Origin of the sequence: Prosthecobacter sp. (genome assembly GCF_049294395.1) — a bacterium.
In the GTDB taxonomy this organism is placed as follows: domain Bacteria; phylum Verrucomicrobiota; class Verrucomicrobiia; order Verrucomicrobiales; family Verrucomicrobiaceae; genus Prosthecobacter.
Genome location: NZ_JBAQCR010000004.1, coordinates 44171 through 59578, shown reverse-complemented (window position 1 = coordinate 59578; position 15408 = coordinate 44171). Strand labels below are relative to the sequence as shown.

Sequence of the window (15408 nt, the reverse complement as noted above, 5' to 3'; positions counted from 1 at the left end):
TACTCCCTTGCATGGCCTAAATGCCGACCCCCTTTTGACGCAAAAATGAGAAACCACGGACTCCCCCCGAAACAAGGCCTATATGATCCGCAATTCGAGCACGACGCCTGCGGCGTCGGGTTCATTTGTCAGATGAAGGGAAAACGTTCTCACTCCATCGTTCAACAGGGTCTCACCATTCTGATCAACCTGGACCATCGCGGAGCGGTGGGCAGTGAAAAGAACACCGGAGACGGTGCCGGCATCCTGATGCAGGTGCCTGACAAATTTCTGCGCAAGGTGGCTGCCAAGGAGGGTTTCACCCTGCCGGCGGAAGGTCAATACGGCGTCGCCATGGCCTACTGCTCACCCGATGCAGCTGAGCGCGCCGCTGCGGCACGTGCCTTTGAAAAAGTGGCCGAAGAAGAAGGTCAGAAAGTGCTCGGCTGGCGCGATGTGCCGGTGGACAATTCCATGATCGGCCTCTCGGCGAAGGCCAGCGAGCCCTTCATGCGCATGGCTTTCGTGCAGCGCGGAGAAAACTGCCCGGATCAGCAGACTTTTGAGCGTAAGCTCTACATCATCCGCAAGCGTTCGGTTACCGCCATCCGCACTGCGGAAGTGGACAGCTTCTGGTACTGCTCCAGCCTGTCCTCCCGCACTCTGGTGTACAAAGGCATGCTCATGCCAGTGCAGGTGGGCCAGTATTTCCTCGACCTGCAGGATCCGGACATGGAATCCGCCCTGGCGCTGGTCCACTCCCGTTTCTCGACCAACACTTTCCCAAGCTGGGAGCGTTCGCATCCCTATCGCTACATCGCCCACAACGGCGAAATCAACACGCTGCGTGGCAACATCAGCTGGATGAAGGCACGTCAGTCCCTGCTGGCCAGCCCGCTGTTCCCGGACGTCAAAAAACTCTTCCCCATCGTCAACGAAAGCGGCTCCGACTCCGCCATGTTCGACAACGTGCTCGAACTCCTCGTCATGGGCGGCCGCTCGCTGCCGCATGCCATGATGATGATGATTCCTGAGCCCTGGAGCGGCCATGAGTCCATGGATGACCAGCGCAAGGCCTTCTACGAATATCATTCCTGCCTCATGGAACCTTGGGACGGCCCGGCCTCTGTGGCCTTCACGGACGGCACCATGATGGGCGCCACCCTGGACCGCAACGGCCTGCGCCCTTCACGCTACTACGTCACCAAGGACGACCTCGTCATCATGGCTTCCGAAGCCGGTGTCCTGCCCATCGCTCCTGAAAATGTGAAGCTCAAAGGCCGTCTGCAGCCTGGCAAGATGTTCATCGTGAACATGGAAGAAGGCCGCATCGTCCCCGACGACGAAATCAAGGCAAAGATCGCCGCTGAGAAGCCCTACCGCGAGTGGCTGGACAAGCACCTCGTGCATCTGGCTGACATCAAGGACGGCGAGCCCGTCGCTCCGCCTGACCACGAAACCATGCTGCAGCGCCAGCAGGCCTTCGGTTACAGCTTTGAAGATCTGCGCAAGCTCATGGTTCCCATGGGCAGAGAGGGCGTGGAAGCCATCGGCTCCATGGGCACCGACATCCCTCTGGCCGTGCTCTCGAACAAATCGAAGCTGCTTTACGATTACTTCAAACAGCTCTTCGCCCAGGTCACCAACCCGCCGATCGACTGTATCCGCGAAGAGATCGTTACTTCGCCGATCACCACCATCGGTGCGGAAGGCAATTTGCTCGATCCGACGCCTGAGAGCTGCCACTTGATCGAGCTCAAGACGCCGATCCTCAGCAATGAAGATCTGGCCAAGCTCAAGAGCGTGGCCCAGGGCCAGTTCAAAGCCGCCACCATCAACATCCTCTTTGATCCCAAAGAAGGCGCTGTCGGCTTGGAGAAGGCCATGGCCAAGATCTGCGCCAAAGCAGACGAACTGATCACTCAAGGGTGGAACATCCTCATCCTTTCCGACCGTGGCGTCTGCGCTGACAAGGCAGCCATCCCGGCCTTGCTTGCCGTCGGCGGCCTGCATCACCACCTCATCCGCAAAGGCACCCGCACCCAGTGCGACCTCGTGCTGGAATCCGGCGAACCCCGCGAAGTGCACCACTTCTGCACGCTCATCGGTTACGGCTGCGGAGCCATCAATCCTTACCTTGCCTTCGAAACGCTCGATGACATGATTCGTCAGGGTCTCCTCGTCAAAGTGGACCACAAGACCGCAGTGTACAATTTCATCAAGGCCGCCACCAAGGGCGTCATCAAGGTCGCCTCGAAGATCGGCATCTCCACGATGCAGAGCTATCGCGGTGCGCAGATCTTTGAAGCCGTCGGTCTCAGCCAGAGCGTGGTGGACAAGTACTTCACCTGGACCGCCACCCGCATTGAAGGCAGCGACATCAAGGTCATCGCCGAAGAAGCCGTCCAGCGCCATCTGCGCGGCTTCCCAGAGCGCGATTCCCAGGTCCACGCCCTCGACGTCGGTGGTGATTACCAGTGGCGCAAAGACGGCGAGGCGCATCTCTTCAATCCGCTCACCATCCACACCCTGCAGAAGGCTGTGCGCACCGGCAGCTACGAGACTTTCCAGCAGTACACCGCCCTGGTGAACACGCAGGTGAAGCAGTTCTACACCCTGCGCGGCCTGCTGGACTTCAAGCCACGCAAAGCGGTGCCGATCGAAGAAGTCGAATCCGTCGAGTCCATCATGAAGCGCTTCAAGACGGGCGCGATGAGCTACGGCTCCATCTCCAGCGAAGCGCACGAGGCGCTCGCCATCGCCATGAACCGTGTCGGCGGCAAGTCGAACACCGGCGAGGGCGGCGAAGATGAGGCACGTTACACCTGGACCAACGAGAAGGGTGACTCGAAGAACAGCGCCATCAAGCAGGTGGCTTCCGGTCGTTTCGGCGTCACCAGCCTCTACCTGTCTCAGGCACGCGAAATCCAGATCAAGATGGCCCAGGGCGCCAAGCCCGGTGAAGGCGGCCAGCTTCCTGGCTCGAAAGTCTATCCTTGGATCGCCAAGGTGCGTGGTTCCACTCCGGGTGTCGGCCTCATCTCGCCGCCTCCGCATCACGACATCTACTCCATCGAGGATCTGGCCCAGCTCATCCACGATTTGAAGAATGCGAACCGCGCAGCCCGCGTCAGCGTGAAGCTCGTCTCCGAAGTCGGCGTCGGCACCATCGCCGCCGGCGTGGCCAAGGCTCACTCCGACGTCGTTCTCATCTCCGGTTTCGACGGCGGCACCGGTGCCTCCCCGCAGACCTCCGTGAAACACGCCGGCCTGCCATGGGAACTCGGCCTCGCCGAAACCCATCAGACCCTCGTCCTCAACAATCTGCGCAGCCGCATCGTCGTCGAAGCGGACGGCCAGATGAAAACCGGTCGTGACGTCATCATCGCCGCACTGCTCGGCGCTGAGGAGTTCGGCTTCGCCACCGCTCCGCTCGTCACCCTGGGCTGCATCATGATGCGCGTCTGCCATCTGAACACCTGCCCTGTCGGTGTCGCCACCCAGGATCCGCAACTGCGTGCCAAGTTCAGCGGCGATCCCGAGCATGCCGCCAACTTCATGCGCTTCATCGCCATGGAAGTGCGCGAGCTTATGGCCAAGCTTGGCTTCCGCACGCTGCAGGAAATGGTGGGCCGCACGGAAGTGCTCGAAGCCCGCGACGCCATCGATCACTGGAAAGCTCGCGGCATCGACCTGTCCAACCTGCTTTATCAGCCAGACGTCGGCCCCGAAGTCGGACGCTTCTGCACCGAAGTGCAGGATCACGGCATCGACCGCTCGCTCGACATCACCACGCTTCTCGACCTGTGCAAACCGGCCATCGAGAAGGGTGAGAAAGTCACCGCCACCGTCGCCATCCGCAACGTCAACCGCACCGTCGGCACGATCCTCGGCAACGAGATCACCAAGCGCCACTGGCACGGTCTGCCGGACGACACCGTGCACATCAAGTTCAACGGTACCGCCGGTCAGAGCTTCGGCGCCTTTGTTCCCAAAGGTGTCACCCTCGAACTCGAAGGCGACGGCAACGACTACATCGGCAAGGGCCTCAGCGGCGGTCGCATCATCATCTATCCGCCGGAAGGTTCCGACTTTGCCGCCGAAGACAACATCATCGCCGGCAACACCGCGCTCTATGGCGCGACGAGCGGCGAGCTCTTCCTGCGTGGCAGGGCCGGTGAACGCTTCGCAGTGCGCAACTCGGGTGTCGATACTGTCGTCGAAGGCGTGGGTGACCACGGCTGCGAATACATGACCGGCGGCCGCGTGGTCGTGCTCGGCACCACCGGACGCAACTTCGCCGCAGGCATGAGCGGTGGAGAGGCCTACGTTCTCGATGAAGAGGGCGATTTCGCCACCCGCTGCAACACGCAGATGGCCGGCCTCGAAAAACTCGAGGACAAAGCCGAGATCGACAGCCTCTACGAACTCATCAAAAAGCACGCCGACCTCACCAAGAGCCAGAAAGCCTTCAAGGTTCTCGCCCTCTGGGAGCAGATGGTGCCCAAGTTTGTCAAAGTGATGCCCAAGGATTACAAGCGAGTGCTCCAGGCCATCAAGAAGGCCAAGGACGACGGCCTCACCGGCGACGACGCCCTCAACGCCGCCTTTGAAGCCAACGCCCGCGACGTCGCCCGTATCGGCGGCAGCTAGCATCGACATCACGCGTCACAAACCAACAGACATCACCTTTTCACAGACAAGAGACCATGGGAAAACCAACCGGCTTCATCGAATTCGAACGCGAACTCCCCGCAGACCGCGACCCGCTTGAGCGTGTCAAAGATTGGAAGGAGTTCCACCTGCACCTGCCAGAGGAGCGCCTGAAGAATCAGGGCGCCCGCTGCATGGACTGCGGCATTCCGTTCTGCCACAGCGGCACCCTCATCAGCGGCATGGCCAGCGGCTGCCCGATCAACAACATCATCCCTGAATGGAATGATCTCGTTTTCCGTGGCCTGTGGAAAGAAGCGCTCGACCGCCTGCACAAGACGAACAACTTCCCGGAATTCACCGGCCGCGTCTGCCCCGCTCCTTGCGAAGGCTCCTGCGTGCTCGGCATTCACGAACCGCCGGTAACGATCAAGAACATCGAAGTCAGCATCATCGACAAAGGCTGGGAAGAAGGCTGGGTGAAACCCGATGTGCCAGACCAGCGCACCGGCAAGAAAGTCGCTGTCATCGGCTCCGGTCCTGCCGGACTCAGCGCTGCTGCCCAGCTCAACCGGGCCGGCCATACCGTCACCGTTCTCGAACGTGCTGACCGCCCCGGCGGCCTGCTCATGTATGGCATCCCCAACATGAAGCTCGACAAGAACGAGGTCGTCCTCCGTCGTGTGAAGCTGCTGGAAGACAGCGGCGTCATCTTCAAGTGCAACGTCAACGTTGGCACCGACATCACCGCCGAGCAGCTCCTCAAGGATTTCGACGCCGTCGTCATCTGCACGGGTGCCACCAAACCACGCGATCTGCCGATCCCCGGCCGCGAACTGAAGGGCATCCACTTCGCCATGGACTTCCTCACGGCGAACACCAAGGCCGTGCTCGATCCCTCCGGCAAATACATCACCGCAGACGGCAAGGACGTCGTCATCATCGGTGGCGGTGACACCGGCACCGACTGCGTGGGCACCAGCGTGCGCCACGGCTGCACCACCGTCACCCAGCTTGAAATCATGGCCAAGCCGCCGCTCAAACGCGCTGCGAACAATCCATGGCCCGAATGGCCCAAGACCTACAAGATGGACTACGGCCAGGAAGAAGCCGCCGCCAAGTTCGGCGACGATCCCCGCGTCTATCTCACCACCGCCACCCACTTTGAAGGCGATGCCGATGGCAATGTCAAAGCCGTCCATGTCGTCAACGTCGAGTGGAAGAAGGACGAAAAGGGCAACTTCGGCCCGCAGAAGATTCCTGGAACCGAAAAAGTCCTCCCTGCGCAGCTCGTCCTGCTCGCCATGGGCTTCCTCGGGCCAGAACAGCCTCTTCTCGACGCCCTCAACATCGAGCGCGACGCCCGCAGCAACGTGAAAGCCGAGCACGAGAAATACACCACCAGCATCCCCGGCGTCTTTGCCGCCGGTGACTGCCGCCGTGGCCAGTCCCTCGTCGTCTGGGCCTTCAACGAAGGCCGTGGCGCCGCCCGCGAGTGCGATCGCTTCCTGATGGGTGAGACGGCTCTCCCGTAATCAGCAACCAAGACTGACTCTTTAAAACCCGGGGTTCCCTGAACTCCGGGTTTTTTTGTACCGTTCGGGATTTTTCGAGGAACCTGGGAAATACTTTCACTTCTGATGCCCAGGCAGCCATGTAGGACACCGGCTGACAACCTGTGGGAGCCATCGAACGCTCATTTTAGGTGGCAATTGAGCCAACTTCTGAGCATCCTTCCGGTTCGAGTGTCTCCCTTCCGATGCGTTTTGCCACCCTTCTGACCTTCCTCCTTTGCAGCAGCTCATTGCTGGGGCAGATCATGGTTGGCGGAAAGCAGTTTGAGCGGTCCATCACCGAGTCCGGCCCGAAGGGTGAGTGGGTGGTGTATGAAAAAGGTGCTCCTCAAAACGATGGAACTCGGCGCTGGCTCACAAAACGCGTGCTGGTTGAGCTGGCTCCAGGTACGCCCGCTGCCTCGCTGGCCCAGGTGGCGGGTGTCACGCAAACCTCGGCGCGCGGCAAATACGCCGTCGTTGAATTCGCCGGGAATGCGGATGCAGCCATCAAGGGAGCTGCCAGCCTGCTTAAAGCACCCGGAGTGCGCTCAGCCGCACCCATGCTCGCGCACCAGCTGTTTCACCGTTTCGTCCCCAATGACCCATACGTTGCCTACAACGCTGCGAATCCCGGCTACCAGTGGCATTTGAGCAACACCGGCCAGAACGGTGCCGTCGCCGGTTCCGATTTGAATGTGCTGAGCGTCTGGGACAGCTACAAAGGCACGGGGGTGCGCATCGCCATCGTCGATGATGGTCTGGAGGTCGGACACCCTGATCTCGCGCCGAACGTGGATCTCTCCCACAGCTTCGACTTCAACGACAATGATAGCGATCCCTCCCCAGGCGCGACGAACTTCCACGGCACCTCCTGCGCAGGGGTGGCGGCCGCGCGCGGCAACAACGGCATCGGCGGCTCCGGCGTGGCTCCCGAGGCAACGCTGGTAGGACTGCGTCTGATCGCCGCTCCCACCAGCGACCAGCAGGAGGCGGATGCCTTCGCCTATCAAAAGGATCTCATCGCGGTGAAGAGCAACAGCTGGGGGCCCTATGACGGTGCATTCGGCTCCGGGGGCCCGGACGTCCTCAGCGCGCAGGCGCTGGAGGATGCGGCCACGACAGGTCGCAACGGCAAAGGCACCGTGTTCCTCTGGGCGGCAGGCAATGGCAACGGCAACGGAGACGATTCAAATTATGACGGCTGGGCCAATTCGATCCATGCCATCGCCGTCTCCGCCATGAACGACAAAGGCAGGTCGTCCTATTACAGCGAGCCCGGCGCAAACATTCTTGTCTGCGCTCCCTCCAATGGTGGCAAGGAAGGCATCACCACCACGGACCGAACCGGTGCGCTGGGTTACAATGAAGATGGCGGCACCGTCGAGCACCCCGATTTCACCGACCCCAGCTACACCAACACTTTTGGCGGCACGTCGTCGGCCACGCCTGCCGTGGCAGGCGTCGTGGCGCTCATGCTGCAGGCGAATCCGAACCTTTCCACGCGGGATGTGCAGGAGATTCTCGTCCGCAGCGCCACTCAGAATGACGCATACGATGGCGACTGGATCACCAATGGCGCGGGTTTCCACTTCAACATCAAATACGGCGCCGGTCTGGTGAACGCGCAGCAGGCCACAGCCCTGGCCTCCACCTGGACCAACGTCGCCCCGCGCCAGTCTCACACCTATGCGGCTGCGGCGCTGAACCTGCCCATACCCGACTACGACAGAAGTGGTGTCTCCAAAACATTCACCGTTCCCCTCGCCGACAATCTGCGGCTGGAACACATCACCGTGCATGTCAAAGCCGCTCACACAAATCGCGGTAACCTGGAGTGGCGTCTCGTTTCCCCCAGTGGCATCTCGGTGCGTCTGGCCCGCTCTCGCTTCAATGACAACGGGGCCGATCTCGACTGGACCTTCATGACCACGCATTGCTGGGGCGAGCGCTCTGTGGGCGACTGGAAGCTGCAGGCCATCGACCAGGTGGTGGGGGATGTCGGCACGCTGACGGACGCCACCATCACCTTTTACGGCACGCCGACGGACAGCGCGCTGCCCCTGCCCGTCATCACCTCCAACTGGATCGTCGTAGGCCGTGAAGGCTGGGAGATGAATCAGCAGATGACCGCCTCCAATTTCACCACGAGCTTTGGTGCCGGAACCTATGCCACTGGCTCATTGCCTGCGGGTCTCTCCCTCAATCCCACCACCGGACTGATCACCGGCACACCGCAGGTGACCGGTGTGTTCGAAGGCTGGCAAAGCGCCACCAACGCCACTGGAACCACCTCAGACTTCGCCTACTTTTACATTCTTGCGGCCACGCCTGCCCTGTCGGGTGCGGTGGAGCAGCCGACCAGCCTCAAAATCGTGCCGTTTGGATTTGGCGATCCTTTTAGCCAGACCACCACGACCCATGATGGCGTGGACGCGGTGCAGACCGCAACGGTCGATGACGAGGAATATTCAGGCATGGAATTTACCGTGAACGGCCCGGCGCGGTTGGAGTTCCAATGGAAGGTTTCATCCGAAAAGAACTACGATTATCTCGTGCTCACAGTGGACGGATATGTCCGGGACTACATCACGGGTGAAACCGATTGGAAATCCTCCATGACCGATGTCGGTCCGGGACCTCATAACATCGATATCTACTACACGAAGGATCAGGCGGTGGCCAAGGGACAGGATGCTGGCTGGGTGGACCAAATCGTCATCACCCCCACGACCTCGGCTCCGGTGATCACCACAACGACCTTGGACGCCTATGAGGGCGTCTATTTCCGGCAGGTCATCATGGCCTCCAACGCTCCATCGACCTACACAGCCGAGGGTCTGCCCCCCGGGCTCACACTGGATGCCACGACGGGTCTGCTCTACGGCAGCGTTACTGCACCCGGTACGTACCAGATCACGCTCCACGTCACCAACGCTTTCGGCACCACGACCCAGGTCATCACGCTTCAGGTGGGCACAATCGCACAAGGTCTGGCGGAGGCGTTGGACGCCCCAGCCCAAGCCATCACGTCTGCGGGCGATCTCACTTGGGTGCCGCAATGGTTGTACGCGCATGACGGCAATGACGCGGCCCGCAGCGGCCCCATTGGAGACCTCCAGCGCAGTGAAATGACCACCCAGGTCACCGGGCCGTGCAAAGTGACCTTCTACTGGGGCATTTCTTCTGAAGCTGACTACGATTTCATGCGCTTCTACATCGACGACGTGGAAAAGGAAGCCATCAGCGGGGAAGTGGGCTGGACACGCAAAGCCTTCCTGATTCCCTCCGGCTCCCACACGCTCAAATGGTCTTACATCAAGGATGACTTCACCGCTTCGGGCCTCGATTCCGGCCTGGTTGACCAGTTCGAAACTCATCTGGACAATGACGGTGACGGAGTGCATTCAGACCTCGAAACCTGGTTCGGCACCAGCGACGCCGATCCCCGCAGCTTCCCACAAACGGTTCTCGCCCGCAGCACGAGCACCACGCTGCAGTTTCCATCCGTGCCGGGCAATGACTACCTCATCGAATACAGCGATGACTTGAAGGAATGGACCCCTAACATTTTCACGGCGACCGGCACATCCACCACATGGACGGACTTGAATGCAGTAAACAAAACCCGCCGTTTCTACCGGGTGGGAATTCCTTGATTACTTCAAACTGGCGAGGAAACGACGGAAAAAAGTCACCCCCTCCTCCAAGTCACTCACGGCAATGAATTCATCCTTCGTATGCGCCTGAGCAATCGAACCGGGACCGATGGCAATGGCCGGAGTGCCCGCGACTGCCAGAAAGGCAGCATCGCAGAACCACGGCGCGCCGGTCAGACCGGCCCCGGCGGCAATCAACTTCTGCACAAAGGCATTCTCGGGGTCGGTATCGAGGTGAAAAGCCTCGCTGGCGACGGTGACCCGGGCAGTTGAGTCAATACGCTGAACAAAATCTGTCAGAAGCGCCAGAGCCCCGCCTGCACGCTGCAAACCCGGCGTGGTGCGTATATCCAGGCGCAGTTTGCATGAATCTGCCACGATGTTGCTGCGTGTGCCGCCCTGAATCATGCCGAGATTGATGGTGCTGACTCCCAGCCATTCGTCCTCGCCACTGGTTTCGGCCAAAATCTTGCGGAAGTCCGTATCGAGCGCAGTGACCAGCTTTGCCATTTTCACGATCGCATTTTCACCCAGGTGCGGCGTGGCGCCATGAACTGCCACACCTGTGGTGTGTACGTCAGCCCAGAGGCAGCCTTTGTGTCGAAACACGGTCTTCAGGCTCGTGGGTTCACCGATGATGGCGAGGTCATAGCGCCCGTGATGCTTCGCAAAGTGTTGAGAACCAAGCTGTGCGCTCTCCTCGGACATGAAGCCGACGAAGTGTACTTCGACCGGCAGTGAGGGGATTTCGTCGCGCATTTCGTAGAGCGCCCAGAGCATGGAGGCCATGGGTCCCTTGGTGTCGGAGGTGCCGCGGCCCCAGATTTTGCCGTCGCGGAGTTCGCCTCCAAAGGGTTCGATGGTCATGCCGCCGACGCTGACGGTGTCGGTGTGGGGGGCGAAGATGATGCGCGGTTTGGGGCTGCCATTTGCGCTGGGATTCGTTGGAAAGCGCCCGATGACATTTGGACGCGCAGCCTCGACCTCTTCAAGCGTCACCTCAGCTCCGGCAGATCGTAGAAAATCTGCGACATACTGTGCGCATTGTTGCTCGCCGATGCCGTCGGTGCCGGGGTCGCCATCGGGATTGACCGAGGGGATGCGCACGAGTGCCTGGGTAAGTTCGACGACGTTCGATGCAAAGGGAGGCATCTGGGAGAAAGGCACAGGCAGGGAGGGGGCGCAAGTGTGGGACAAAATTGTCCTGCGGTGTGTCGGATTTGGCAAAAACCGGGGGCGGGAGGCATTGTTGTAACCCGGGTGCAACTTACGGCGTTTTTTGACCCATGAAGTTCCACCACATCGCACTCATGCTCCTCGGCTGCATCGGAGCGGGACATGCCACCGAACCCGTCATCACCACGAAGGCCACAGATGGAAAAACGATCTTCCAGACGGTCTGCGCGCAGTGCCACGGAACCTCTGGTGAGGGCAAGATTGAACTCAAATCTCCTTCCATTGCCGGGATGCCGGCATGGTATGTAAACACGCAGTTTGCCAATCTGCGTGAAGGGCGGCGCGGACATGATGCGGCTGATCCGCAGTCGTTCATGATGGCGGCGATCGCCAAGGCGCTGCAGCCGGAGCAGATCAAGGCGGTGGTGGCCCATGTGGAGCAGATGCCGATCAAGGTGCCCGTGGGCAAGGACCGGGTGATGGCCAACACGAACCCCGAGGAGGGCATGCGGCTTTTCCAGGAGCGCTGCATGGAATGCCACCGGTACAATGCCAGCGGAGAGATGACTTTTGGCAGTCCGCCACTGATTGGGCGTCAGGGCTGGTATCTGGAGGAGCAGCTCAAGAAATTCAAATCTGGCAAACGCGGGGCCATCAAGAACGATGTGAATGGCGCGAAGATGGTGCAGATCACGACCTCATTCATCGAAGACGAGCAGATGCTGCGGGACGTGGTGGCCTACATCATGACATTGAATCCCGATGCGGCGGCCACTCCAGAGGAACAGAAAAAGCAGATCATCGAAGGCAGCCCGTTTGAGAGCGCGGGGCGGTGATCAAGCGTGGGCCTGCAGTTCTTTGACGGGTTCGCCTTTGCTGAGGGCCATGGGGCGGCCGACGGGGGTCATGACTTCTTTGCTGTAATCGATGCCGAGGAGGTTTTGTACGGTGGCGTGCAGGTCTTCGACGAGCATCGGTTTTTCGGGGGCTTGCTTCTCGCCCTGGGGATCGGTGGCACCGATGACGCGGCCACCGGCGAAGCCGCCGCCGGAGACGAGCATGCTGAAGCCGTGCGGCCAGTGGTCACGACCACCGACGTTGTTGATCTTGGGAGTGCGGCCGAACTCGCCGCCGCAGACGACGATGGTGCTTTCGAGGAGGCCGAGTTTTTTGAGGTCGCGGATGAGGGAGGCGTAGGCGGCGTCGAGGATTTTCACCTGAGAGGCCTGCCCTTCCAGATTGTTGGCGTGGGTGTCCCAGCCATTGAGGGTGACTTCCACGCAGCGGACGCCTGCTTGAATGAGGCGCACGGCGGCGAAGCAGCCGCGGCCGAAGGGGGTGTCGCCATAGGCATTGAGTTCTTTGGCTGGAGCATCGCTGACATTGAAGGCTTTCAACTGCTCGGAGGACATCATGTTCCGTGCACGCTGCATGGAGATCTGGTGGAGCGTTTTGTTTTGATCCATGTCCGGCTCGCGTCCGCGTGCGAAGGCCTGCTCGACCACGGCCAGGCCTTCCATACGACGATCCAAGCGCTTGTCGTCCACGCGTGCTTTGACATCGGGCACGGGAAACTTGGGGTCGTACATTTGGAACGCGTCGTATTTGGCGCCAAAGAAGCCGCCGCGTGCGGGCCATTGATTGGGGAGGATGGAGACGTGTGTCGGGATCTCGATCTTTGCTTCTGGCAGTTCGTGGCAGACGATGGCACCGATGCTGGGATGAATGAGCGTGGGATCGGGGCGGTAGCCGGTCTTGATGTTGTAGAAGGCGCGCTCGTGGTCCCCTTCCTTGCTGACCATGGAGCGGATAAGTGAGACGTCCTGCATGACGCTGGCGGTTTGTTCGAGGCCGGAGACGAAGTTGACGCCTTTGATGGCGGTGGGGATGGTTTTGACGCCGCCGCCGATTTTGGTTTCGGGATGCGGATCGAAGGTGTCGAGCTGGCTGGCGGCGCCGCCGAGCCAGAGGAGGATGACGGAGCGGGCGGGTTTGCCCTTGGGGGCGGTTTCGGCTTCGACGGCGAGGATGTCTGCGAGAGGGGTGAGCCAGGAGACGCCTGCGGCACCTGCGCCTCGGAGGAGTGAGCGGCGGGTGAGGTGAGAGGGGCTGTGGCAGGGAGAGGTGTTCATGGCGTGAATCGTGGGCAATGAGTGCTAAGGCGACGTTTCATCGCAGCGGAGGGACGTGGAGACGCTGCTGGAGGGGGCGACGTGTGAAGTGTGCACTGGGTTTGCTTCCCGGAATTTTGGGCCTAACCCAGGGTCGCCTCGCTGAGGCTCGGCTGACCCTGGGCTGAAATCCGCAGCCCCGTTGGGGCTGGAGAGTGAGAGTCTGAAGCCGGGATGGACGTTCCTGACCGAGTGGCATGTGTTCATGAATGCCGCTCGGTTAAAGGAATGTGCCGCAGCAATCGAACGCCGGAAACAGCGGCTCCCTTGGAGCGCAGGCTTCAGTCCGCGGCAGATCGCTTGCGCAGAGGAAGAAGTCATCGCCGCAGTGTGTGGCAAGCAGAATGGTGCGATGGAGATTGAAATGCTGAAGTGACTTGCGGAGTCAAGGATGCACGCGGAGTGCTGCGGACTGGAAGTCCGCGCTCCGAGACGCTTTGACATGCGGCGCTCAATTCCGCGATGGGCGTTCTTGACCGAAGGGCAAGCGTTCATGGCATTTAATGGTTCCAGGAAAATTCGGTGGCGTTCATGAGGGTCCAGTAGAGGTCGGACATGGCGCTGCTGCGGGAGTTTCGGCTCTTGGAGGTGGCCAGGAGGCTGGTGAAATGGGAGGCCTCGGCCGGGGTGGGACGACGTGTGAAAATGGAGAGGTAGGCGGCCTCCACGGCCGAGGCATTGTCAGGGGCCAGCATGCTGATGCGAGTGCTGGCATTGATGAAGGGATTGTTGCCGGTGTTGGTGGTGATCATGTTGCCGTTCATGAGCAGGAGGCGCTGTGGGATGGTGCCGCCGGCATCGTCGAAATTGTCCTCGCCTGAGTCGCCGTAGCGTTTGACGAAGTTGGCCACGTCGATGTCGCGTTTGATGCGGAAGAGGACGTGCGTCTCGGCGTCGATGGTGCTGAGGGAGGCGGCCTGGATGACGCTGCCGGCCATCTGCTCGGGGCGGAGGCGGGTGACGGGAAAAGCGGCCCAAGCGTTTTCCGCCGCAGTGGTGACGGGATGCGAAGGGTCACTGGCCTGACTCGACATCTGAAAGACTTGCGTGCCGACGATCACCCGGATCAGGCGCTGCATGTCATAATCGTGCGAGATGAAATCATCCGCCAGCAACTCCATGCCGGGAGGAAAAGGCCCGTCGAGCGGGATCTCATCCACAGGAGCGATCAAGGGACGGTTGAACAGCAGGGCCCACATGCGGTTCACAAGAGCGCGGGCAAAGGCTTTGTTGTCTTTGGCCGTCACCCAAGCGGCGAGCTTCGCGCGTGGAGTTCCTTTGGCAGGCAGGAGTTCGGGTTTCCAGGGCACCACGGGCTGGACTTTTTCCTCTTCTGTTTTTCCCAGGTAGCGGACTTGGTAGTTCTTTTTGTGATCGTCATGGAGGCCGTTCAAGTTGAAGTCTGCCTGGCCAAAGAAGGCGGCGAGCTGATGGAAGTCGGTCTGCTTCCAGGAGCTGCCGAGCTTGCCGTCGTGGCACTGGACGCAGTCGATGCGCACACCTAGGAAGGCGCGGCTGACTTTGGCGGCCAGTTTGACCTCGTCCGGCCCCTTTTTGTTTTCGTTCGTCACGGTAACGAAGTTCACCTCGGGATTGGTGGTCCAGACGCCGTTGGAATCGATCAGAGAGCGGGCGATCTGGTCGTAGGGCCGGTTTTGCTGGATGGCATCGCTCAGCCAGTCCACCAGCCGCCGACGACGGTACATGAGGAAGGGGCCGTTTTCGATCCCCACATAGACGCGGGCCAGGCGCTCGGCCAAGTAGTCGCTGGTGCGGCGGTCTGAGAGCAGGTGGGAGAGCCACCATTGCGGTGCATCCGCGCCTTTGAGCGACTCCAGCAAGCGAAGTTCCTGCAAGGAGGGAATGCTGCCCGTCAGCGCCAGGGACAACCGGCGAACGAGGGTGAGAGCATCCGTTTTTCCCACGGGATTGAGTGCTTGCTGAGCCCAGGTTTTTTGGAAATCTGCGTCCACCGCCTGCGCTGCTCGCTGAATGTCCTCAAGCTGGGTTTTGGCCAACCTTGGGGCGCTTCCCGTGGCGACCACCGGAGGGGTCAGCAGTTCCGCCACGCCCCAAAAGGCACCTGCTGACAGTGCAGCCAGGATGAGGGCATTGCGCAGCCAGAGCAGCCAGCTGGAGGAGGAAGGGGCGGAATTCATGACGGGAGGCTGCGTTCGAGCCTGTCTTGTAACACGCGAGGCCAGGATCGGTTTCCAA

7 protein-coding genes are annotated in these 15408 nt (G+C 60.6%); 4 read left to right on the top strand and 3 right to left on the bottom strand.

Annotation, left to right across the window (positions count from 1 at the left end; genetic code table 11):
• The first annotated feature begins 45 nt into the window (after positions 1 to 45).
• The 3 genes from gltB (at position 46) to WAW39_RS00320 (ending at position 9844) form a co-directional block, all read left to right on the top strand.
• Complete coding sequence (gltB, locus tag WAW39_RS00330; RefSeq protein ID WP_422314590.1) at positions 46 to 4632, top strand: glutamate synthase large subunit; 4587 nt, start codon at positions 46 to 48, stop codon at positions 4630 to 4632.
• A 56-nt stretch (positions 4633 to 4688) separates the two neighbouring features.
• Positions 4689 to 6167 carry a glutamate synthase subunit beta gene (locus tag WAW39_RS00325; RefSeq protein ID WP_422314588.1) on the top strand — a complete coding sequence of 493 codons (1479 nt, stop codon included), beginning with the start codon at positions 4689 to 4691 and terminating at the stop codon, positions 6165 to 6167.
• A 224-nt stretch (positions 6168 to 6391) separates the two neighbouring features.
• Positions 6392 to 9844, top strand: coding sequence for a S8 family serine peptidase (locus WAW39_RS00320; RefSeq protein ID WP_422314586.1), 3453 nt, complete (start codon positions 6392 to 6394; stop codon positions 9842 to 9844).
• On the opposite strand, the gene WAW39_RS00315 is transcribed toward WAW39_RS00320, so the two are convergent.
• A complete protein-coding gene (locus tag WAW39_RS00315; RefSeq protein ID WP_422314584.1) occupies positions 9845 to 10996 on the bottom strand; it encodes a M20 family metallopeptidase in 1152 nt (383 codons plus the stop codon).
• A 134-nt stretch (positions 10997 to 11130) separates the two neighbouring features.
• On the opposite strand from WAW39_RS00315, the gene WAW39_RS00310 reads away from it, so the two are divergent.
• Positions 11131 to 11856, top strand: a complete 726-nt coding sequence (locus WAW39_RS00310; RefSeq protein ID WP_422314582.1) for a c-type cytochrome — start codon at positions 11131 to 11133, stop codon at positions 11854 to 11856.
• On the opposite strand, the gene WAW39_RS00305 is transcribed toward WAW39_RS00310, so the two are convergent.
• Positions 11857 to 13152, bottom strand: coding sequence for a DUF1501 domain-containing protein (locus tag WAW39_RS00305; RefSeq protein WP_422314580.1), 1296 nt, complete (start codon positions 13150 to 13152; stop codon positions 11857 to 11859).
• Between the two features lie 539 nt (positions 13153 to 13691).
• Positions 13692 to 15350 carry a DUF1549 domain-containing protein gene (locus tag WAW39_RS00300; protein WP_422314578.1) on the bottom strand — a complete coding sequence of 553 codons (1659 nt, stop codon included), beginning with the start codon at positions 15348 to 15350 and terminating at the stop codon, positions 13692 to 13694.
• Positions 15351 to 15408 lie beyond the last annotated feature (58 nt).